19 protein-coding genes and 1 pseudogene are annotated in these 20,348 nt (G+C 74.1%); 9 read left to right on the top strand and 11 right to left on the bottom strand.

Translation table 11 applies throughout. The annotated features are described in order from the left end of the window. Positions 1 to 166: 166 nt before the first annotated feature. A complete protein-coding gene (locus ACIPYS_RS08540; RefSeq protein ID WP_400744815.1) occupies positions 167 to 2,764 on the bottom strand; it encodes a collagenase in 2,598 nt (865 codons plus the stop codon). Positions 2,765 to 3,135: 371 nt separating this feature from the next. After that, complete coding sequence (locus ACIPYS_RS08535) at positions 3,136 to 3,933, bottom strand: class I SAM-dependent methyltransferase (RefSeq protein WP_400744813.1); 798 nt, start codon at positions 3,931 to 3,933, stop codon at positions 3,136 to 3,138. 257 nt (positions 3,934 to 4,190) lie between these two features. On the opposite strand from ACIPYS_RS08535, the gene ACIPYS_RS08530 reads away from it, so the two are divergent. Beyond that, a complete protein-coding gene (locus ACIPYS_RS08530; RefSeq protein ID WP_093858429.1) occupies positions 4,191 to 4,430 on the top strand; it encodes an amphi-Trp domain-containing protein in 240 nt (79 codons plus the stop codon). Between the two features lie 79 nt (positions 4,431 to 4,509). Here the strand turns inward: ACIPYS_RS08530 and ACIPYS_RS08525 are convergent, their stop codons facing one another. After that, entirely contained in the window at positions 4,510 to 5,412 is a 903-nt protein-coding gene (locus tag ACIPYS_RS08525) for a polyphosphate kinase 2 family protein (protein ID WP_093858430.1), read from the bottom strand. Positions 5,413 to 5,722: 310 nt separating this feature from the next. Between ACIPYS_RS08525 and ACIPYS_RS08520 the strand changes: the two genes are divergently transcribed. Further along, entirely contained in the window at positions 5,723 to 6,232 is a 510-nt protein-coding gene (locus ACIPYS_RS08520) for a DUF1269 domain-containing protein (protein ID WP_231978214.1), read from the top strand. A gap of 68 nt (positions 6,233 to 6,300) precedes the next feature. Here the strand turns inward: ACIPYS_RS08520 and ACIPYS_RS08515 are convergent, their stop codons facing one another. Next, positions 6,301 to 6,795 carry a hypothetical protein gene (locus ACIPYS_RS08515; protein ID WP_400744810.1) on the bottom strand — a complete coding sequence of 165 codons (495 nt, stop codon included), beginning with the start codon at positions 6,793 to 6,795 and terminating at the stop codon, positions 6,301 to 6,303. Between the two features lie 291 nt (positions 6,796 to 7,086). Between ACIPYS_RS08515 and ACIPYS_RS08510 the strand changes: the two genes are divergently transcribed. Beyond that, on the top strand, positions 7,087 to 7,461 hold the full coding sequence (locus ACIPYS_RS08510) for a hypothetical protein (RefSeq protein ID WP_093858432.1): 375 nt from the start codon (positions 7,087 to 7,089) through the stop codon (positions 7,459 to 7,461). Positions 7,462 to 7,534: 73 nt separating this feature from the next. Here the strand turns inward: ACIPYS_RS08510 and ACIPYS_RS08505 are convergent, their stop codons facing one another. Then, entirely contained in the window at positions 7,535 to 7,930 is a 396-nt protein-coding gene (locus ACIPYS_RS08505) for a TipAS antibiotic-recognition domain-containing protein (protein ID WP_231978216.1), read from the bottom strand. A gap of 207 nt (positions 7,931 to 8,137) precedes the next feature. Further along, the gene (locus ACIPYS_RS08500; protein ID WP_093858433.1) at positions 8,138 to 9,679 is read right to left on the bottom strand and encodes an AMP-binding protein; all 1,542 of its coding nucleotides are present in this window, start codon (positions 9,677 to 9,679) and stop codon (positions 8,138 to 8,140) included. A gap of 230 nt (positions 9,680 to 9,909) precedes the next feature. Here ACIPYS_RS08500 and ACIPYS_RS08495 point away from each other — a divergent pair, with 230 nt between their 5' ends. The 3 genes from ACIPYS_RS08495 (at position 9,910) to ACIPYS_RS08485 (ending at position 13,285) form a co-directional block, all read left to right on the top strand. Next, positions 9,910 to 10,899: an aldo/keto reductase gene (locus tag ACIPYS_RS08495; protein WP_093858434.1), complete on the top strand. Its 990-nt coding sequence runs from the start codon at positions 9,910 to 9,912 to the stop codon at positions 10,897 to 10,899. Positions 10,900 to 11,155: 256 nt separating this feature from the next. Beyond that, positions 11,156 to 12,130 carry a glycoside hydrolase family 6 protein gene (locus ACIPYS_RS08490; RefSeq protein WP_400744806.1) on the top strand — a complete coding sequence of 325 codons (975 nt, stop codon included), beginning with the start codon at positions 11,156 to 11,158 and terminating at the stop codon, positions 12,128 to 12,130. A 99-nt stretch (positions 12,131 to 12,229) separates the two neighbouring features. Next, entirely contained in the window at positions 12,230 to 13,285 is a 1,056-nt protein-coding gene (locus ACIPYS_RS08485; RefSeq protein ID WP_400744804.1) for an NAD-dependent epimerase/dehydratase family protein, read from the top strand. A 79-nt stretch (positions 13,286 to 13,364) separates the two neighbouring features. Here the strand turns inward: ACIPYS_RS08485 and ACIPYS_RS08480 are convergent, their stop codons facing one another. After that, on the bottom strand, positions 13,365 to 14,537 hold the full coding sequence (locus ACIPYS_RS08480) for a sensor histidine kinase (protein ID WP_400744802.1): 1,173 nt from the start codon (positions 14,535 to 14,537) through the stop codon (positions 13,365 to 13,367). Further along, positions 14,534 to 15,292: a response regulator transcription factor gene (locus tag ACIPYS_RS08475; protein ID WP_197698698.1), complete on the bottom strand. Its 759-nt coding sequence runs from the start codon at positions 15,290 to 15,292 to the stop codon at positions 14,534 to 14,536. The genes ACIPYS_RS08480 and ACIPYS_RS08475 overlap by 4 nt, the downstream gene beginning before the upstream one ends. Before the next feature lie 178 nt (positions 15,293 to 15,470). On the opposite strand from ACIPYS_RS08475, the pseudogene ACIPYS_RS08470 reads away from it, so the two are divergent. From ACIPYS_RS08470 to ACIPYS_RS08460, 3 genes and pseudogenes are all read left to right on the top strand, one after another. Beyond that, positions 15,471 to 16,184, top strand: a pseudogene (locus ACIPYS_RS08470) (glycosyltransferase family 2 protein); the annotation flags it as partial. Continuing rightward, positions 16,179 to 16,835 carry a DUF2064 domain-containing protein gene (locus tag ACIPYS_RS08465; RefSeq protein WP_400745197.1) on the top strand — a complete coding sequence of 219 codons (657 nt, stop codon included), beginning with the start codon at positions 16,179 to 16,181 and terminating at the stop codon, positions 16,833 to 16,835. The pseudogene ACIPYS_RS08470 and the gene ACIPYS_RS08465, both read left to right, overlap by 6 nt. After that, entirely contained in the window at positions 16,832 to 17,503 is a 672-nt protein-coding gene (locus tag ACIPYS_RS08460) for a methyltransferase domain-containing protein (RefSeq protein ID WP_400744800.1), read from the top strand. Before ACIPYS_RS08465 ends, ACIPYS_RS08460 begins: the two co-directional genes overlap by 4 nt. A 42-nt stretch (positions 17,504 to 17,545) precedes the next feature. On the opposite strand, the gene ACIPYS_RS08455 is transcribed toward ACIPYS_RS08460, so the two are convergent. From ACIPYS_RS08455 to ACIPYS_RS08445, 3 genes are all read right to left on the bottom strand, one after another. Next, complete coding sequence (locus ACIPYS_RS08455) at positions 17,546 to 18,193, bottom strand: cytochrome b/b6 domain-containing protein (protein WP_400744798.1); 648 nt, start codon at positions 18,191 to 18,193, stop codon at positions 17,546 to 17,548. Beyond that, complete coding sequence (locus ACIPYS_RS08450) at positions 18,177 to 18,830, bottom strand: molybdopterin-dependent oxidoreductase (RefSeq protein ID WP_400745195.1); 654 nt, start codon at positions 18,828 to 18,830, stop codon at positions 18,177 to 18,179. Before ACIPYS_RS08450 ends, ACIPYS_RS08455 begins: the two co-directional genes overlap by 17 nt. A gap of 124 nt (positions 18,831 to 18,954) precedes the next feature. Continuing rightward, positions 18,955 to 20,304, bottom strand: coding sequence for a glycosyltransferase 87 family protein (locus ACIPYS_RS08445; protein ID WP_400744796.1), 1,350 nt, complete (start codon positions 20,302 to 20,304; stop codon positions 18,955 to 18,957). Positions 20,305 to 20,348 lie beyond the last annotated feature (44 nt).

The following is a 20,348-nucleotide window of genomic DNA, read 5'->3' as shown; positions in this document are numbered from 1 at the left end:
CGCACGGCACCGGCCGCCCGGCCCCGGGGAGGGGCGGGCGGCCGGTGGTGTCCCGGGGGCCCGTTCCCCGGCCGCCTGCCGGGGAAGGGGTGGACCTGCGTGGCCCGGGTCACGGGACCCGCGTCGAGGGACCGGCGTCAAGGGGCCGGTGCCGGGGGGCCGGGGGTCAGTAGCGGGAAGTGACGGTCACTCCGTTGAAGCCCTCCTCCGCGAGGAGGCTGAAGTAGACGTAGCCGGTCGGGGGGTTGGTGATGGTCAGCGACTCGGTGTTGCCGGCCTTGGCCGACCGGGTGACGTAGCTGTTCCTGGTCGCCCAGCTGCCCCAGTCGTAGTAGAGGTCGGCGTTGCCGGTTCCGCCGCTGGTGCTGACGGTGATGTTCTGCGTGCCGGCCGGCACGTAGAGGTAGAAGTGGGCGTAGTTCCCGGTGGTCGCGGAGACGTTGCTACGGGCGCAGTTGCGGTCGAGGACGCGGACGTCCGGGTTGGCGCACTCGCTCGCGGCGGTGATCACCAGGCTGCGGCTGGTGCTCGCCTTGGCGCCCTTGTCGTCGACGACGGTCAGGGTGACGGTGTAGGTGCCGGGGCTCTGGTAGGTCTTGTAGGGGTTGGCGGCGGTGGACCCGGTGCCGTCGCCGAAGCTCCAGGTCCGGCCGACGACGGTGCCGTCCGGGTCGGTGGACAGGTCGGTCAGGTTGACGCTGCTGCCGTTGACCGAGGCGGTGAAGGCCGCGGTCGGGGGCCGGTTGGCGGGCGGGGTGGTGTTGGCGCAGGCGCCGGCGGCGCAGGCGGTGAGCCAGGTGTCGAAGTCGGCGTCGTAGCGGGTGCCGATGGTGCTCTTCAGGATGCCGCGGGCGCCGTTCCAGTCACCGGTGCGGTACTTGGCGAGCACGGCGTCGACGTCGCCCCGGTGCTGCTCCAGCATGTAGCGCACGGCGAGGTAGCCCCAGCGGTAGGTGCGCTCGGTGTTGGTGTTCTCGTAGGTGGTGTCGAAGAGGGTGGAGAGCTTGTAGGTGTGCAGGCCCGCCGCGGTGATCGCCGCGTCGTAGTTCAGCTTGCGGTAGGAGTAGGAGACGTACTCGGCGAAGCCCTCGATCCACCAGATGGTGGGGGTGGTCACGCCCGAGTCGAAGTCGCCGTACATGTCGAAGCGGCCGTCGAGGTAGTGGGTGTACTCGTGGTTGAGGTTCCACACCTCGAACGCGGGCTTGGCGAACGGCGCCTCGTAGGCGAGGAAGCGCGGCTGGTTGCCCGCGACGTTCGGCTTGCCCTCCAGGTACATGCCGCCGTTGTCGGTGTTGATGCCGTAGATCGAGGCGGCGAACACCTGGTAGTCGAAGGGGCTGTCGAAGACGACGACCTCGATGGTGGTGTTCCGGTCGTCCGCGACCGGACCGTTGTCCTTGGCCACCGCGTGGAAGTACGCGTCCTGGGCGGTGAGGCTGCGGCAGGCGGCGTTCAGGTTGTCGGTGGTCGCCTGCTGGGCGATGATCCGGATGCTCGGGGAGCAGGTGGAGGTGGTGGCCAGGAGGCCGGACCGCAGGCGCGCGGCCGCGTCGGTGGTGCCGTAGTAGGCGCTGTTCGCGGCGTCGTACTCGGCGGCCATCTCCGCGACGGCGGCCCACTGGTAGGCCGTCCGTCCGCTCGGGGAGCTCTGCTGGGCCAGGCCCTTGAGCAGCGGGCGGACCTTGGGCTGCAGCGCGGCGTACTGGACGAAACGGCCGAGCTCGCGGGTCGCGTTGTAGGGCAGGTAGCCGAAGTCGGTTCCGTACAGGGAGCTGTTGACGGCGGCGAAGTTGTAGAGGGTGTCGAGCAGCGACGGGTCGGCCGCCACGGCCGTCTGGAAGTTCGCCAGCTGGTGGCCGCGGAACAGCACGTTGAAGACGTTGTTGACCGCTCCGGCCATGCCCTTGACACCGTTGTGGGTGGCGGGGTCGTAGTCGGTCAGGAGCCTCTTGATCACCGGCAGGTAGCGGGTGTTCTCCTGCGCGCTGTCGATCAGGGTGACCGTCTCGCCGAGGATCGCGGCGTTGGCGGCGGTCAGGTCGCGCGAACGGGCGCTGTTGAAGAAGGAGTCCAGCGCGCCGCGGATCGAGCTCTGCAGGGCGGTGCCGTAGGTGCCGACATCGGACGCGTGGTACCACTGCACGAAGTAGCCGGCCCGCAGGTAGAGCACCAACTGCGCGACGGAGGTGCTGTTGTCGCCCGGGTAGGCCGACGCCGAGGAGCGCAGCGCGTCGGCGACACTCACCATCTGGGCCTCGCGGAAGGCCCAGTAGGCGTCGTTGCCGGTGAGGTTGAACAGCTGGTTGACGCAGTCGCTGGTGGCGGCCTTGACCGCCTGGACCAGGGCGCCGCCGGTGCGGGAGGTGAAGTCCGAGGCGTTGCAGGCGACTTCGGCGGCCGCGGTGGCCGAGGGCGCGGCGCTGCCGACTGACTTCGCGGCGGTCCCGGAGGACGGGGAGCGGCCGGTGGTACTGGTGTTCAGGCCGAGGGACTGGGCCGAAGCCACCGCGTCCAGCGGGGCGTTGAACGGTGCCCGGTTCCTGGCCGGGACGGGCGTGCCCCGGTCGGCCTCGCCGGTGTACGGGGAGGTTCCGGCGGCGGGCTGGGGTGCCGGGGTGCCGGCGCCGGCCGGGGCCGTGGGGGTGGCCGACGGGGCGGCGTGGCTGCCGGGGGCGAACACGGCGAGCACGGTGCACAGTGCCAGAAGGAGGGTCAGCAGCCTTGCCAGTTGTGGCAGGCCGGGTATGCGGGTGGGGCTCAAGTGGGGGCCTCCGAGCTGTACCCGGACGTCGTGGGGTCACGACCGGGCATGGGTGGGGACCGTCGAAGGGCAGGCCGCGGGGATCGGCACACCATCGGTGCGGTGGAGTGTGGCATGTACAATGGCATACTTCACATTGCGGCGGAAGACGTTGAATGGAACCAAGTCCTCAACTTCCGGAGCACCGTGACGCCGGGCCCGAACCGTCACCCCGACCGGCGCAACTCCCCACCCGGACAGGCGGGTACGGCAGGTCCGGGCGTATCACCGCGAGCGTGCCGGAGCGCCACCGCCCGACCACGACGGGTGCCCCGCCCTCCCCCCGCCCTCCCCCCGTCCTCCCCTCCCCGGCCCTCCCCTCCCCCGCCCGCTCAGCGGGTGACGGTCACCACCAGGGCGCTCAGCGGGCCCTCGATCGGCCCGGTGCCGAAACGGTCGGCGAGCGCCGCCTCGACCGCCCCGGTCACCTCGTCCAGGGAGCGCCCGGGCCGCGCCTCGATCTCGGTGCGCAGCGGGGTGCCCTGACAGAGGGCCACCGCCGCGTCCCGGGCCGCCCCGGCACGGCTTCGCTCGGCGACGGTCTCGATCTGCGGCGGGGTCGTGAACCCTCCGGCCGCGAGGTCGCGCGCGATCACGGCGGCATCGTGGTAGGCGAACGGGACCCGGCTCATGAAGTCCGGCGGGTCCGCGGGGAAGACCTCCGCGACCGCGGCCTCCGCGACGGCGGTGAACCCGTTCGCCCCGATGGCGTCCCAGACGTTGAACAGCAGGACGCCGCCGGGCCGCAGCACCCGGAGCGCCTCGCCGAAGGCACGCGGCCGGTCGGGGAAGAACATCACCCCGAACTGGCACACCACCGCGTCGCAGGAACCGTCCGGGAACGGCAGCGCCGTCGCGTCCGCCTCGACCCAGCGCACCGGGCGGTCGGGCACCACTGCCCGGGCGCGGTCGAGCATCGGCCCGCTGAGGTCGGTCGCCGTGATCGAAGTCTCCGGGGGCAGCTCCGCGGCCAGCTCCCGGGTGACCGCACCGGTTCCGGCGGCGGTCTCGATCACGTCCCGGGGCCGTCGCCCGGCCAGGCGCCGCGCCAGGTCCCGGGCATAGGGGCGGAACAACAGCGGGACCAGGTACCGCTCGTAGACATCCGGGATCGCGCCCTCGAAGGACATGACGCCGTACCTCCCGTCGCACCCGGCGGGCCCCGGCCGGACCAGCCTCCCCGGCCCGCCACCGGACCGTGGACCGGGCCCGGTACTGCGAGTCTGGCACGCTCCCTCCCTCCCGGCCCGTCCGCGCTCCCGCCCCCTGCTCCGCTGCTCCTGCTCCTGCTCCTGCTCCTGCTCCTGCTCCTCCCACCGGGCCGACCGGGAGAAACGGAACCAGAATGGGGTGTGGCCGCCGATTCCGCCGGGAGCAGGAGGCACCCGTGAAGGATCTCGAGTTCACCCAGAAGCGCACCCTGTCGCGCGCCGAGGCCGCCGATCAGCTGGAGGCCCTCGCGGCCGCGCTCAGGCGCGGCGGCCAGGCCGAGCTGGAACTCGGACCGGGCCGGCTCACCCTGCGGATCCCCGACGAGCTCGCCGTCGAGATCGAGGTCGAGCTGGAGGACGGCAAGGTCGAGCTGGAGGTCGAACTGACGTGGCACACCGGATCCCCCGAGCACTGACGCCCGGCCCGGGCGGCCTCCCGGCCGCTCAGGCCGGGAGGCCGCCGCGGCCGACGCGCCGGTCGCTCCGACCCTCCGGTCAGGGGGCCTCCGCCTCCAGCCTGCGCCGGGCGGCGAGGAGTTCCTCGCGCGCCTGCGCGTCGAGCGAGGGGTACCGCGGGTCGATCCCGATCAGCGTGTGTGCGAGCACGGCGGCCGCGCAGATGCGGGCGAACCACTTGCGGTCGGCCGGCACCACGTACCAGGGCGCCCACGGCGTACTGGTGGCCGACAGCATCTCCGAGAAGGCCTCCTGGTAGTCGTCCCAGTGCTCGCGCTCACGGACGTCGGCCGCGGAGAACTTCCAGTTCTTCTCCGGCCGGTCGATCCGCTTCAGGAAACGCAGGCGCTGTTCCTCCTTGGAGAGGTTCAGGAAGACCTTCACCACCTTGATGCCGTTGTCGGTGAGGTAGCGCTCCCAGTCGTTGATCTCCCGGTAGCGGCGCTGCCACACGTCCGGGCCCTTCGCTTCCCCCGGCAGCTTCTGCCGGTCGAGGTTCTCCGGATGGACCCGCACGACGAGGACCTCCTCGTAGTGCGAGCGGTTGAAGACGCCGATCTCGCCGCGCGCCGGCAGCCGCCGCGCGTACCGCCACAGGTAGTCGTGGTCGAGTTCCTCGGCGGACGGCACCTTGAAGCTGCTCACCCGGACACCCTGCGGGTTCACGCCGCTCATGACGTGGCGGATCGTCCCGTCCTTGCCGCCGGCGTCGATCGCCTGGAGGCAGAACAGCACGCCGTAGGTGTCCTGGGCGGCCAGTCGCGCCTGGTGGTCGGCCAGCAGCGACACCCCGGTGCGGAGCAGTTCGACGCTCTCGCTCTTCTTCAGGCCCGCCTTGTACCGGGGGTCGAAGTCCTCCGTGAGGTCCACCGTCGACCCCGGCTTCACCCGCAGTGGCTCGATGAACTCCGCGACGCGTTCGGCCGCACGTCCCTCCGACATCGCCCGCACCGGTTCCTTTCGCAGTCCGCCGGTCGCTCCGTCCGCACGGCCGGGTGGGCCCGGACGGCAGGCGGGGGCCGGCGGGGGCCGGAGCCCCGTCCGTGGAGGGAGTGCCGTCTGCCACGCTGCGGCCGCCCGGTGGCCGCGTCAATCCGTCCTCGGCCGTCCGGGGCGGGCTGCCGCCGGTAGTCGGGGCCCGGAGGGCCGCAGGGGCCGGTTCCGGTGGTCCGGGCCGCCCCGGTCGCCCGTCCGACGGCCGTGCGTGGCGGCGGCCGGTGCCCGGGACGACGATGGGGCTTCGGACATTCCCGTGCGATCGGAGACCATGATGGCGACCCTGACGGTCTGGCGTTTTCCCACCGCGACCGGGGCGGACGAAGCCCTCGACACCCTGCAGAAGCTCCAGCGGCAGGAACTGATCAAGGTCGAGGACGGCGCCGTGGTCAGCTGGCCGGACGGCGCCAGGAAGCCCCGGACCCGCCACCTGGGCGACCTCGTCGGAATGGGCGCCGTGGGCGGCGCGTTCTGGGGCTTCATCCTCGGGCTGATCTTCTTCGTCCCGCTGCTCGGCGCGGCGCTGGGCGCGGCCGGAGGTGCGCTCGGGGGACACCTCGCGCACGTCGGTATCGACGACGACTTCGTGCGGCAGGTGCGGGAGAAGGTCACCCCGGGCACCTCGGCGCTGTTCGTGCTCAGCTCGGACGCGGTGGTGGACCGGGTGCGGGCGGAGTTCACCGGCCGGCAGGCCGAGCTCCTGGAGACGAACCTCTCGGCGGAGGAGGAGGCCCGGCTGCGGGAGGCGTTCACCGAGGGCGAGTGATCGGCCCGCCGGAGGGGCCGGCCCCGTGGACCGGCCCCGTGGAGCGGTGCCGGTGGACCGGCGCGGTGTCAGTAGACCGTGATGTCCCAGTGGTTGCCCTCGTTGCAGTAGAGGTTGCCGGAGGCGGCCTTCCACTGCGGGTAGCCGTCGCCGCGCAGGCCGATGTACGTGAAGCTGTTCTGGATGTAGCCGTCGATGCAGGAGCTGCGGGAGATGTCGACCTTGTAGCCGTTGTAGTGGCTGTAGGTGCCGGAGGCGTGGCCCACCTCGGTCCCGCCCGTGATGTTGATCGCGCAGCCGCTGGACTGCTTGAGGGTGATGATCGTGCTCACCGTGCCCGAGTTGATCTGCTCGAACGAGGTGCAGGTGGAGTTGGAGCGGGTGGTGCAGCCGCCACTGGAGCTCCAGGTGATGCCGGCGCTCCGGAACTGACCGGCCGCCGTCGCCTGCGACAGCTTGGTGCCGCTGGCACCGGCCGTGGGCGCCGAGACGGCGAGGCCGGCCAGGGCCAGGGCCAGGACGGTGGCCGCGGTGGCGGCGGTACGTGGCTTCATCGGCTTCATCGGCTACTCCTGGTGAGGATGTGGTGGACCTCGGACTCGACCGCGAATGCCGCACCAGGATGGCCCATCGCCGGTCTATGCGAGTAGATGCCGGTTTGTGAATTTCGCGTGACGGCCGGTCGTACGTCGTCCCGGCCCGGCGAAGGATCCGGACCGGGACGGAGCCCGGACAGAGCCAGGACAGGCACGGAGCCCGGACGGGAGCGGGGCTCGCGGGGGCGGATAATGACCGGGTCGCGGGCCCGCCGGGCCGACGGCGGCACCGGAGAACGACGGAGAGGCAGCGGACGGATGACCCTGGAGGAGGGCCGGCGGGTCCGGTTGACGGAGGACCTCGGGATCGGCGAGGCGTTCGCCGGGGAGTCCGGGGCCCCGGCCGGGTTCCTCTCGCTGGGCGCCGGGATCGAGGGCACCGTCGAGCGGGTGGACGGCGTCCTCCCGGAGAGCCACGAGGTACGCGAGTACCAGCGGCTCAAGGCGCTGTTCGAGGACTACGGGCACACCATGCCGACGGGCAGCCGGGAGCGGCTGGAGGCCGAGATCGCCACGCTGGAGCCGGAATGGGCCGCCCACCGCGAGCGGGGCGACCGGGTGACGGTCCGGGTCCGCTGGGACAACGGCCTCGTCCTCGACGGAGCCCCCCAGGACGTCCTCGCCCCGCTGTGAGACGGGACGCCCTGCCTGGCGGTGGTGGTCGCCCGCCCGCGCGGCGGCCGCTGCGCGCGGGCGGGCCCGGTCGCTACGCGGGGAAGCCGGCGCCCTGTTCGGCGTGGACCTTCATCGCGTCGCCCAGGAACTCGACCATCCGCGGGTGGAAGGAGTTGTGGTACTCCCTCATCGCGTCGTCCTCCGCGTACAGGAGAGCCATGCCGATGTACGCCTGCCTGGTAGGGGTGTAGAAGCGGCAGATGATCGCGAAGTGCCTGCGGACGAACTCCTGGATGTGCTCGTCCTCCGGGAGGGATCCCTCCAGCCGGGCCGCGACCTCGGTGTAGAGGACGCCCCAGTCCCGATGGACCTGCTCCTTGTCCACATGCCCCCAGTTGTCCGTCTCCGAGAGGCTCCGCGCTTGCTCCGTGGCCAAGGACCGCCGACACTCGTCCGCGTACTGCTGGTCCATCGCGCCAAGGCTCATATTTCCCCATCCATGACCCGGCGGACGCCGGGGCGCCCGGCAGCCGCCGGTCGGCAGTCGGCAGTGATCCACTGTTGATCGAGTCGGAACAGTGGCACAGGCCTCGCGAGGCGGACAAGTCGTTTTCGCACCCCGCCCCGCTGCCGACCGCCGGACCGCCGGACCGCCGAGAGAGCGTCAGGACCCCGGCGGGGAAGCGGACCCCGGCTACCGCGCGACGGGAGCGAGCGTCTCCCGCAGGCGCTTCTTGTCCGGCTTGCCCGCCGAGGTGAGCGGGATCTCGGGTACCAGGTGCAGCGCCTCGGGAGCGTAGATACGGCCCTTGCGGGTGCTGACGAAGGCGCGCACCTCCCCGAGGTCCGGTCGCCTCCCGGGCGCGGGGACCACCACGGCGTGGACGTGCTCGGTCTGCTGCGCGTCCCGCACGCCGAGGACCGCGCACTGGGCCACGTCCGGGTGGGTGAGCAGCAGTTCCTCCACCTCGGACGGGTAGACGTGGCCGCCGACCACGATGATCCGGTCCGTGCGCCGGTCGGCCAGGTAGAGGTAGCCGTCCTGGTCGAGGTGGCCGATGTCACCGGTGTGCAGCCAGCCGTCGCGCAGCACCTCGGCGGTCAGTTCGGGGCGCTTCCAGTACCCGGCCATCAGGGAGCGCGAGCGGACGTGGATGTCGCCCTGCTCCCCGCTCGGCAGCCGGGTACCGTCGGCGGAACGGATCTCCACCTCGACTCCCGGGAGGGGCCGGCCGACCGAGAGCTGTCCGCCGGGCCCGGTCCGGTCGTGGTCCTGCGGGGCGAGCACGGCGATGTTCTGCGCCTCCGACATCCCGTAACCGCCGGTCAGGATCGGGCCGAACGCCTTGATGGCCTCGCGGACCCGGGCCGGGGAGGCGACGCAGCCGCCGTAACTGACGCGGTGCAGGCTGGAGAGGTCGGCAGTGGAGATCGACGGGTGGTCCAGCAGGCGGTGGAGCAGCGGCGGCAGGACCCACAGGTCGGTGATGCGCTCGCGTTCGACGGCGGCCAGTACCTCGCCGGGCTCGAAGGAGCGCTGGAGGATCACCGCTCCACCGTGGTGGAGCGTCAGATCGCTTAGCACACCGGCGAGATGGGCGATCGAGGTGGCCGCGAGGAACCGGGGAGCCGTCCCGTCCGGGCCGAACGGGACGTCGAACACCCGGCGGTAGGGGCCGTGCAGGCTGAGGATGCCCTTGGGGATGCCGGTGGTGCCGCCGGTGTGGCGGATGCCCAGGTGGTCCTGCGGGCCGATCGGCACGGCCGGGGGTTCGGCCGGCCGGTGGGCCGAGGCCGCGATCGCGTCCTCGCCGACCCCGGCCGGGCCCGGCCCCAGGGCGAGCACCGTCGGCACGTCGACCAGAGCCGTCAACTCCGCCACTTCCGCGTACCGTTCGGAATCCACGAGGAGGACGGCGGTGTCGACGCCGGCCACGATCCCGGCGAGGACGGCGGTGCTCATCCCGTCGTAGAGGTTGACCACCCGGGCACCGGCGACGCCGACGGCGTAACGGGCGGCGAGTGCCTCGGCGGTGTTGCCGGTGAGGAGGGCGACGGTGTCGCCCCGGGTGACGCCGCGGGCGACCAGCTCGTGGGCGAGCCGGTAGGCGGTGGCGGCGAACTCTCCGGCGGTGAGGGTGGCACCGTCGGCGGTGGTGACCGCCGGCCGGTCGGGGTCCCGGGCGAGGGACCGCAGGACGAGGGCGGGGGCGCTGATGAACTCCGCTTCGCTCATGGCCACTTCTTCCTGGTAGACGGCAACCACGACTCCAGGCTAGCCGGGCTGCGGGCGGCACGCCGAACCGACGCCCGGTCAGTTCCCTTCGGCGGAGCACCCCGTAAGGTCTCCGGGGGACGTGGCCGAACGGGGTCGACCGGACGGGGCGCCCGGAGGGCGTCGGGCCACGTCGGGAACGCACGATCAAGAGCACACGGCACGAACGAGACGAAGGACCGGCACGCCACATGCGACAGCGCAGTCTGCGGGATCTCCAGGTTTCGGCCATCGGCCTCGGCTGCATGGGGATGTCCGCCTTCTACGGCACGGCCGACCAGGACGAGGGCATCGCGACCGTCCGGCGGGCGCTGGACCTCGGGATCACCTTCCTCGACACGGCGCAGGTCTACGGGCCGCTCACCAACGAGTCCCTGGTCGGCGAGGCCGTCCGGGGCCACCGTGACGAGTACGTGATCGCCACCAAGTTCAACTACCGGATGGACGAGGCCGTTCCGGGCGACATGTCGACGGTGGGCCGCCAGGACGGCTCGGCCGAGCACGTCCGCAGCTCCGTCCACGGTTCGCTCGCCCGGCTCGGGACCGACCGCATCGACCTGTACTACCAGCACCGGGTCGACCCGACCGTGCCGATCGAGGAGACCGTCGGCGCGCTCGGCGAACTGGTCGCCGAGGGCAAGGTGCGCCACATCGGGCTGAGCGAGGCGAGCGCCGAGACCATCCGCCGCGCCCACGCCGTCCACCCGGTGACCGCCGTCCAGAGCGAGTACTCGCTCTGGACCCGGGACGTGGAGGCCGAGGTGCTCCCGGCGTGCCGGGAGCTCGGAATCGGCTTCGTGCCGTACTCCCCGCTCGGCCGGGGCTTCCTCGCGGGCCGTTTCAGCTCCCCCGAGGAGCTCGACCAGGACGACTTCCGCCGCACCAACCCGCGCTTCACCGACGCCAACCTCGCCGCCAACCTCCGGCTCGCCGCGAAGGTGAAGGAGATCGCAGCCGAGAAGGACGTCACCCCGGCCCAGCTGGCCATCGCCTGGGTCCTGGCCCGCGGCGAGGACCTCGTGCCGATCCCGGGCACCAAGCGCCGCAGCTATCTGGAGCAGAACGCCGGTGCGGTCGACGTCGAGCTGACCGCCGAGGACCTGGCCCGCATCGACGCCGAGCTGCCCGAGGTCGAGGGCGAGCGCTACGACGAGGACGGGATGCGCGCGGTGAACCGCTGAACCGCCGCCGGGGCACCGCCGCCGACCGGACCGGCACCACCGGCCACGCCGTCCGTTCGACGCCGCCACGAGGGTCGGCTCCACCCGGTCGGATCACTTGACGAATCACTTGACGAACAGTCAGGACAGCCCTAGGTTTCCCGCAGCATGCGGCCACCTGCTCGACATACTCGGTGACAGGGGCAGGGGCAGGGTGTGCGACGAAGACCCGCCGAGCTCGTACCCGCGCCCCGCCCCGTCACGGAGGAGCTCCCCCATGCGCCGATCGAACCGCAGGACGTCCCTGCTCGTGGCACCGGCCCTGACCGCCGTCCTGCTCGCGCTCGTCCCCGGGCCCGCCCACGCCGTCGGCCCCGCTCCCCTCGCCGACGACTTCTACGTCGACCCCGGCTCCGGACCGCAGTTGTGGGTCAACGCCAACCGCGGCGACGGGCGCGCCCCCGCGATCCAGTCCTCGATCGCCGACGTGCCGATGGCACGCTGGTTCGGCAACTGGAGCGGCGCCGTCGGCACGGCCACCGCGGCCTACACCCGCGCGGCCGCCGCCGCCGGGAAACGGCCGGTCCTGGTCGCCTACAACATCCCCGACCGGGACATCTGCGCGGGACAGTCCGGCGGCGGGGCGGGCAGCGCCGCCGAGTACCGGAGCTGGATCGGCGCGTTCGCCGCCGGGATCGGCAGCCGGCCCGCGCTGGTCGTCCTCGAACCCGACTCGCTCGGCGACGAGAGCTGCATGTCCCCGGCCCAGATCGCCGCCCGCAACGGGCTGTTGAACGACGCCCTCGCGCAGTTCAGGGCCAAGGCGCCGAACGCCTGGGTCTACCTGGACGCCGGCAACCCCGGCTGGCTGGGCGCCGACACCATGGCCCGGCATCTGGCCGCGGCGGGGGTGGCCGGCGCCCACGGCTTCTCCCTGAACGTGTCGAACTACTTCACCACCGCGGAGAACACCGCCTACGGCAACGCCGTCAACGCCGCCCTGAGGGCGACGAAGGGCTTCAGCAAGCCGTACGTCGTCGACACCAGCCGCAACGGGAACGGCTCGGACGGCACGTGGTGCAACCCGGCGGGACGGCGGATCGGCCGGCGCCCGCAGACGGGCGGCGGCGCCGAGCTGCTGCTGTGGATCAAGGTGCCCGGCGAGTCCGACGGCAACTGCGGCGTCGGCACGGGCTCGACCGGCGGCCAGTTCCTGCCCGAGGTCGCCTACCGGATGGTCTACGGCTACTGACGTCCGTACCGCTGCGGGGCGGCACCCACGTCTTACCGTTCCCTGACGCCGCCCCGTGTCGGAGCACCGCCGACCCGGGCGGCGGCTAGCGTCGACGGCATGAGAATCCTGGTCACCGGCGGTGCCGGTTTCATCGGCGTGTCCGTGGTGCGCGGCCTGGTCGCGGCCGGGCACGCGGTGCGGGTCCTGGACGCCCTGCTGCCGGCGGTCCATCCGTCCGGGAGGGCACCCGCGCTGCCGCCGGGCGTCGAGTTCCGGCACGCGGACGTCCGGGACGCCGCGGCCGTCGAGGACGCGGTCGCCGGGGTGGACGCGGTCTGCCACCAGGCGGCGATGGTCGGGCTGGGACTGGACCTGGACGACGCACCGCAGTACGTCGGCTGCAACGACCTCGGCACCGCCGTGCTGCTGGCCGCCATGGCGCGGACAGGCGTGCGCCGGCTGGTCCTGGCCGGATCCATGGTGGTCTACGGCGAGGGGCGCTACCGCTGCGCGCGGCACGGCGGGGTGGCACCGGGGCCGAGGCGGCCCGCCGATCTGGACGCCGGCCGGTTCGAGCCGCCCTGCCCGGTCTGCGGCGCTCCGCTGCGGCCGGACCTGGTCGCGGAGAGCGCGCCCGCCGACCCCCGCAACGTCTACGCGGTGACCAAGCTGGCCCAGGAGCAGCTGGCCGCCGCCTGGGCTCGGGCCTGCGGCGGAGCCGTCCTGACGCTGCGCTACCACAACGTGTACGGCCCCGGCATGCCGCGCGACACCCCGTACGCGGGGGTGGCCTCGCTCTTCCGGTCCGCCCTCGCCCGGGGCGAGGCGCCCCGGGTCTTCGAGGACGGCGGCCAGCGCCGGGACTTCGTCCACGTCGAGGACGTCGCGGCCGCCAACCTGGCGGCGCTGGTGGCCGTGGGAGACCGGCCGCCGGGCAGCGCCCGGGCGTACAACGTGGGCAGCGGCGAGGTGCGCACCGTCGGGGAGATGGCGGACGCGCTGGCCGCGGCCCACGGCGGCCCGGCTCCGGTGGTGACGGGCGAGTACCGGCTCGGCGACGTGCGCCACGTCACCGCCGACTCGACCCGGCTGCGGGCCGAACTGGGCTGGCGGCCGCGGGTTCCGTTCGAGCGGGGCATGACGGAGTTCGCCGCCGCACCGCTGCGGGTCTGAGGTCCTGCAGGTCTGAGGCCCTGCGGGCCCGTGGTCTCCGCGGGCCCGCGGCTTCCGCGGGCGGCCCGGGTTGGTGGGATCAGCCCCGGGCGGAGGGCAGCGCGATCTCGAAACAGCAGCCGCCGGCGACGTTGTGGACCCGGGCGCGCCCGGCGTGGGCCTCGACGATGCCACGGACGATGGCGAGGCCCAGACCGGCCCCGCTGCCACCGGCCCCGCTGCCACCGGCCCCGGGCCGGTCGGACCGCTCGCCCGGATCGGCCGGTCTGGGCGTGCGGGCCGCGGTGCCGCGCCAGCCGGTCTCGAAGACCCGGGGCAGGTCCTGGGCGGGGATGCCGCCGCAGCCGTCGGTGACGGACAGCAGTACCTCGTCCGCCTCCCGCCGCGCGGACACCGCGACCACACCGTCCTGGGGCGTCGAACGGATCGCGTTGACCAGGAGGTTGCCCAGCACCCGGGTGATCTCCCGGCTGTCCACCTCGACCGGTTCGGGCTCCACCTGCCGGCCCTCGAGCCGGACTCCGCGCTGACGGGCCAGCGCGTGGGCACCGGCCAGGGCGTCGTCGACCAGGTCATAGACGGAGACCCGGGAGAGCGAGAGGGAGAGGGTGCCGGCCTGGATCCGGGAGAGTTCGAACAGATCGTCCACCATGCCGGTGAGCCGCTCGACCTCGGTCCGGATCCGCCGGAGGTAGCGCTCGGGCTCCTCGGCGACACCGTCCTCCAGCGCCTCGGCCATCGCCCGCAGCCCGGCCAGCGGGGTGCGCAGGTCGTGCGAGATCCAGGCGACCAGCTCCCGCCGGGACTGTTCGAGGGCCTGCTCGCGGGCCCGGGACTCGGCGAGCCGGGCGCTGGTCGCGGCGAGCTCCCCGCTGAGCTGGGCGAGCTCGCGGCCCAGCGGGTGGGCGGGCGCGGTGAAGCCGGTGTCGCTGCCGACGGTCCTGGCGGCCGCGGTCAGCGCCCGGCTGCCGGCGACCACCTGCCGTCCCAGCAGCGCGGCCGTGCACAGGGACACGACGGCGGCCATGGCGAGCACCGTTATCACGACGCCGAGGTCGTGGGCGGAGAGGAACATGGCCTGCGCGACGGCGAAGGTCCCGGAGGTGACGGCGAGCACGGTGACGACGGCGACGCAGAACAGCGAGAGCGCCATCGAGCGCCGGCGCAGCAGCCGGACGGCGGGCCAGCCGAGCAGGCCCGCTCCGCCGGCGCCGAGGGCGGCGAACAGGGCGATCAGCAGCAGGTCCTTCACGAGCGGTCCTCCTCGGCGCCCGGCGCCGGGTCGTAGCGGTAGCCGACGCCCCACACCGTGCTGATCAGCCGGGGTGCGGCGGGGTCGTCCTCGATCTTCTCGCGCAGGCGCCGCACATGGACGGTCACGGTGGAGAGGTCGCCGAAGTCCCAGCCCCAGACGCGGGCCATCAGCTCCTGCCGGGAGAACACTGTCCCCGGGTGCCGCAGGAGGAACGCCAGCAGGTCGAACTCCCGTGCGGTGAGCGACAGTTCGTTCCCCGCCCGGTGGGCGCGACGGGCCGGCCCGTCGAGGCCGATGTCCCCGGAGCGGACCGGACCGGCCGAGCCGCCGGGCGCCGGCGCCCCCGCCCGCGAGCGGCGCAGCACCGACTGGACCCGCAGGACGAGCTCGCGCGGGCTGAACGGCTTGGTGACGTAGTCGTCGGCGCCCAGCTCCAGGCCGAGGATGCGGTCGCCCTCGTCGCCTTTGGCGGTGAGCATCACGACGGGCAGTTGCGCGCCGGTGTCCTGGCCGCGCAGGCGCCGCAGCACCTCGAGGCCGTCGATGCCCGGGAGCATCAGGTCGAGGACCACCAGGTCGGGACGGTGGGCGCGGGCCAGGGCGAGCCCCTGCGGGCCGTCGGCGGCGTGGTCGACGTGGTGGCCGGCTCGGGCGAGGTAACCGGCGACGACCTCGGCCACGGTCGGGTCGTCGTCGATCACCAGGACGCGGCCGGCGGCCGGTGGTCCGGTGGTGGCGGAGGGCTCGTTCACCCCGCCGAGGATAGGTGCCCCCGCACCGGTGCGGGGGCCGCGGCCGGCTTCCGTTCGACCTCCGTAAGATCCGGAACTCCGTCGCGACGGCGCCCCGGTGGGCCGTCGGCGCGACGTTCGACTTCCGTAAGGCTGCGGCACCGCCGCACGGGGCCGGACGGCCCCTAGCGTGACCGGCGTGACCTCCGTAACCCCGCTCTCCCCCGGCGTCGATGTCGTCCTGCCCTGCCTCGACGAGGCGGCGGCCCTGCCCTGGGTCCTCGGGCGGATCCCGCCCGGCTGGCGGGCCGTCGTCGTGGACAACGGTTCGCGCGACGGCTCGGCCGAGCTGGCCCGGTCCCTCGGGGCGACCGTGGTCGAGGAGTCCCGGCGCGGATTCGGTGCCGCCTGCCATGCCGGGCTCCTGGCCGCCACCGCCGAGCTGGTCTGCTTCCTGGACTGCGACGGCTCCCTCGACCCCGCCCAGCTGCCCCGGGTCACCGCTCCGGTGGCCGACGGCAGCGCCGACCTCGTGCTCGGCCGCCGCCGGCCGGTGACCGTGAACGCCTGGCCCGTGCACGCCCGGCTCGCCAACACCGTGCTGGCGCACCGCCTGCGGGCCCGCACCGGCGCCCCGCTGCACGACCTGGGGCCGATGCGGGCCGCGCGGCGGGAACGGCTGCTCGCGCTCGGGCTGGGCGACCGCCGCTCCGGCTACCCGCTGGAGATGGTGCTCGCCGCCTCGGCCGCCGGCATGCGGATCACCGAGACCTCCGTCGACTACCTGCCGCGCGCCGGCCGGTCGAAGGTCACCGGCACGCTGCGCGGCACCCGGCAGGCGGTCCGCGACATGGGGGCCGTCCTGGCCGCCCCGCCGCCCACCCTGCTGGTCATCGCCAAGGCTCCCGTGCCGGGCCGGGTGAAGACCCGGCTCACCCCGGCCTGCACGCCCGAGCAGGCGGCGGCGCTGGCCGAGGCCGCACTCGTGGACACCCTGCACACCCTGGCGACCGTGCCCGCCGGGCGGCGCCTGCTGGTCCTCGACGGCGAACCGGGCCGCTGGCTCCCGCCGGGCTGGCAGGTGGTTCCGCAGAGCGGCGGCGGGCTGGACGCACGGCTCGCGGCGGCCTTCGGCCACGCGGCCCGGCTCGCCCCGCACGCGCCCGCCCTGCTGGTCGGCATGGACACTCCGCAGGTGACCGCGGCCACCCTGGCCGAGCCGCTCTCGCCGGTGGGCCGGGCCGGGGCGGACGCCTGGTACGGGCCCGCGTCCGACGGCGGCTTCTGGGCCCTCGGGCTGGCCCGGCCGACCGAGGACCTCGCCCGCCGGCTCCTCCTGGGGGTGCCGATGTCGACCCCGGACACCGGGCGGATGCTGCTCGACCGGCTCGCCGCGGCGGATCTGGTGGTCCGCCGGCTGCCCGGGGCCACCGATGTCGACACCGTCGAGGACGCCCGGCTGGTCGCCGCCCAGGCACCGCGCAGCCGGTTCGCCGCGCTCCTCCACTCGATCCAGGGCGCCCCCGGGTCGGCGCTCCCGACCGCCCCCGAGGTGGCGGGTTGAGCGGCACGGCCACGGCCTGGATCGACGACCCGTTCGCCGAGGCCGTCCGCACCGGACGCGGCCCGCTCTGGCTGCGGGACGAGGACGGCCACCGGATCCCGCTCGACATCGAACGCTGGTGCGCGCCCGCCGCCGGCGGTGACCACAGCCTGCTGCTGCGCTGCTTCGACCTGTCCGGGCCGGTCGTGGACCTCGGCTGCGGACCCGGCCGGCTGGTCGCCGCGCTGCTCGCCCTCGGCGTCCCGGCGCTCGGTGTCGACGTGACACCGGCCGCCGTCAGCCGCACCCTGGGCCTGGGCGGCGCGGCGCTCTGCCGTTCGGTGTTCGACCGGCTGCCGGCCGAGGGCCGCTGGGGCGCGGCCCTGCTGGCGGACGGCAACCTCGGCATCGGCGGCAACCCGCAGGCCCTGCTGCGGCGCGCCGCCGAACTGGTCGCCCCGGACGGTCTGCTGCTGGTGGAGGTGGAACCGCGGGAGGTGGACGAGCGGGTCACCGTCCGGGTCGAGGGCCCGGACGGCCGGCTCGGGCCGCCGTTCGCCTGGGCGCGCCTCGGCGCAGCGGCCGCCGTCCGGCGGGCCCGCGGCGCCGGGCTGGTCGAGGCGGAGCGGTGGACCTCGCACGGCCGCCACTTCCTCGCCCTGCGCGGGCGCGCCGGACCCGCCCGCTGAGGCCGTCCCCCTCCGCACCCGGGGACCGCACCGCAGGGCGGCTCACGGAGGGGGTCCGCCGCCGCGGACGGGGTCCGCCCGGTCCGCGGCCGGCGCGGGCACCCAGTGCGGGTGCTCGCGCTCGGCCCAGCGCCGGTCCACCAGGCCGGTCCGCATCCCGAGCCGGGCCTCGGGATCGCGGACCGCCATCCGCACGTGCCCGGCGGTCACCACGGCGATCGCCGCCGCGAGCCAGTCGTGGACGAAGGTCGCGCCGGTCCGCCAGCCCGGTGGCGTCAGGTGGACCAGCCACATCATCAGGCCCGTGCCGACGATCACCAGCATCGACCCGAGCGTCCACTGGGCGTACAGCTTCTGCCCGGCGTTGAACTTTCCCGCCGGACGGTGCGCCGCGCGCGCCCGTACCGCCCGCAGCCAGGCCCGGTCCGCGGGGCCGAAGCGGCTCAGCCGGGAGACGTCCGCGCGCACCGCGCGGAACGCCAGTCCGAGCAGCGGCGGCACCGGCAGCGCGAGGCCGCACCACACGTGCACGGTGACCACCAGCCTTCGGCGGCCGACCAGTTCGGCCAGCGGCGGCAGGTAGAGGCAGGCGGCGGTGGCCAGGCAGGTCAGCATCAGCGCGGCGGTGGCGCGGTGCACCAGGCGCTCGGCCCGGGTGAAGCGCAGCAGGAGCTCAGGTGGTCGGCGCATCGTCGCGTCCGTTCGAGCGGCCGACCCAGGCGTCGGTGTCGTAGCCGAGTTCCTCCCAGTAGCCCGGCCGCACCGCATCGGTGACGGTGATCCCGGACAGCCACTTGGCCGACTTGTAGAAGTACATCGGGGCCACGTACAGCCGCACCGGACCGCCGTGGGAGTGGGAGATCGGGGCGTCCTGGAGCTTGAGCGCGACCAGGACGTCGTCCCGCCGGGCCTGCTCCAGGGTGAGGCTCTCGGTGTACTCGCCGTCGAAGCAGCTGAACCGCACCGCCCGGGCGCCCGCCGTCACGCCGGCGGCGTCGAGCAGGTGGGCCAGCGGCACGCCCTCGAAGGGGGTGCCCGGTACCCGCCAGCCGGTCACGCACTGCACGTCCCGCACGATCCGGCGCTGCGGCATCACCCGCAGGTCGGCCAGTCGGTAGCGGCCGGGCCGTTCCACCAGCCCGTCCACCGTCAGGCTGTAGGTGTCCTCGCCCCGGGCCGGGACCGAGGCGACCACCGAGTAGTACCGGAAGCCGCCTCCGCCCGGCAGCAGGCCGGTGAGACCCGTCGGGTCCTTGCCGGCCACCGCGTCCTGGGCGCGTTGCAGGTACGGACCGGCCACGACTCCCGCCGCGCCGAGCCCGAGCATCCCGAGCACCACGCGTCGGCCGACCGGCGTGCCCCGGCCCTCTTCGTCCTGTTCGCTCACACGGCCGATCCGACCAGTCGGAAGGCCGAAGGGCCAGGGTCCGCCCCGCGCCGTCAGACTTCCGTCATTTCTGGCCGCCCACCGCCACGACCGCCCGCTCCTCGAGGTACTGGCGCAGCAGCGGGACCACGAGGACGACGCACAGCGCCGTCCCGTAGGCGAGTTGCTGGGCGGTCTGCCCTCCGGTCAGGTACAGGGCCTGCCCGGCGGCCGGCACGGCCAGCCACTCCCAGCGGCCGTCGAGGGCGACCAGCGCGACCAACAGCAGCCCGTACCACGGGTACCCGGGCGCGACCAGCAGCAGCGCCGTGCCCGTCACGAGCAGCGCGCCCTCCCACGGCCGGTCCCGGTCGCCCCGGCGGAGCACCCGGAGCACCACGGTCGCCAGGACCAGCCCCGCCGCCCACGGTGCGAGCGCGTCCGGCAGTACCAGGCGCAGCAGTCCGAACCGGTCGAGGTGCCCCAGTTCGTAGCCCTCCTCCCGCAGGTAGCCCGGCAGATAGCCCAGGACGGAGGTGCCCGAGGCGGCGAGGTACGGGAGGTAGGAGAGGGCGAACGCGCCCAGCGCCGATCCGAGGAGCAGCACGTCGCCGCGGGTCGGTCGGCGGGCCGCCAGACCGGACAGCGCCCCGGGAAGGGCGAGGGCGGGCAGCAGTTTGGTGGCGATCGCGCCGCCGAGGAGGAGTCCCCCGCGCACCGCCCGTCCCCGGGCCGCGCAGCCGAGCCCGGCGACCGTCAGCAGCGCGCCGAGCGTGTCCACGTGCGCGTCGTTGACGGCCCACACGGTCACACCGGGGAACCAGCCCCACAGCGCGGCGCGCCACGGCGCCCGCCCCGCGCCCAGCAGGAGCCCGGTGGTCGCCACGGCCAGCAGTGCCCCGGCGGCCTGTACCCCGCGCACCCCGCCACCGACCGGGTGCAGCGCGAGGAACCAGGCCTGCGCCACGGGCGGATAGACGGTGTGCACGGCCGGCCGGTTGATGCGGGTGCAGTCGCCGGCCGCGGTCGTTCGCTCGTCCCAGCCGGTGCAGCCGTCACCCACCGGGAAGAGCCCGGGGTCGCGCAGCCGGGCGAGCGCCGGGTCGTCCGGGGTGTGTGCGTAGGGGGAGATCCCGGCGGCCTGGACCCGCCCGTCCCAGACGTAGCGGTAGGCGTCGTCACTGGTCCGCGGCGGGGCCAGGAGCCCGACGGCGGCCACCGCGACACTGCCCGCCAGGACCAGTGGCACGGCCTGTCGGCCGGGTACCTTGCGCAGCAGCGCCACCGCGACGGCGAAGAGCGCGGCATCGAGGAGGTACCAGCCGTGGCGCGGCAGGGCGCCGGCCCGGGCGACGGTCAGCGCCAGGGCGGTGACCAGGGCGGCGAGGGCGGCGGCGGGAGCGAGGAGGCGGGGCGGCGCGGTACGGGAGCTCACGTCGGCCACCCTCCCACCGGCGGGCCCCGGCGGGCTGGGCGGCG

It is taken from the genome of Kitasatospora sp. NPDC089913 (assembly GCF_044748625.1).
GTDB lineage: Bacteria > Actinomycetota > Actinomycetes > Streptomycetales > Streptomycetaceae > Kitasatospora.
Note: the sequence above shows the minus strand (reverse complement) of the source record. Positions and strands in the feature narration are given on the sequence as shown.

Bases quoted from the DNA above. Each gene is read 5' to 3' on its own strand.
- ACIPYS_RS08535 (WP_400744813.1), bottom strand. From the start codon at position 3,933: ATGTCCTTCGAGGGCGCGATCCCGGATGTCTACGAGCGGTACCTGGTC.
- ACIPYS_RS08525 (WP_093858430.1), bottom strand. From the start codon at position 5,412: ATGTCGGAGGGACGTGCGGCCGAACGCGTCGCGGAGTTCATCGAGCCA.
- ACIPYS_RS08515 (WP_400744810.1), bottom strand. From the start codon at position 6,795: ATGAAGCCGATGAAGCCACGTACCGCCGCCACCGCGGCCACCGTCCTG.
- ACIPYS_RS08510 (WP_093858432.1), top strand. From the start codon at position 7,087: ATGACCCTGGAGGAGGGCCGGCGGGTCCGGTTGACGGAGGACCTCGGG.
- ACIPYS_RS08505 (WP_231978216.1), bottom strand. From the start codon at position 7,930: ATGAGCCTTGGCGCGATGGACCAGCAGTACGCGGACGAGTGTCGGCGG.
- ACIPYS_RS08500 (WP_093858433.1), bottom strand. From the start codon at position 9,679: ATGAGCGAAGCGGAGTTCATCAGCGCCCCCGCCCTCGTCCTGCGGTCC.
- ACIPYS_RS08495 (WP_093858434.1), top strand. From the start codon at position 9,910: ATGCGACAGCGCAGTCTGCGGGATCTCCAGGTTTCGGCCATCGGCCTC.
- ACIPYS_RS08490 (WP_400744806.1), top strand. From the start codon at position 11,156: ATGCGCCGATCGAACCGCAGGACGTCCCTGCTCGTGGCACCGGCCCTG.
- ACIPYS_RS08485 (WP_400744804.1), top strand. From the start codon at position 12,230: ATGAGAATCCTGGTCACCGGCGGTGCCGGTTTCATCGGCGTGTCCGTG.
- ACIPYS_RS08455 (WP_400744798.1), bottom strand. From the start codon at position 18,193: ATGCGCCGACCACCTGAGCTCCTGCTGCGCTTCACCCGGGCCGAGCGC.
- ACIPYS_RS08450 (WP_400745195.1), bottom strand. From the start codon at position 18,830: ATGCTCGGGCTCGGCGCGGCGGGAGTCGTGGCCGGTCCGTACCTGCAA.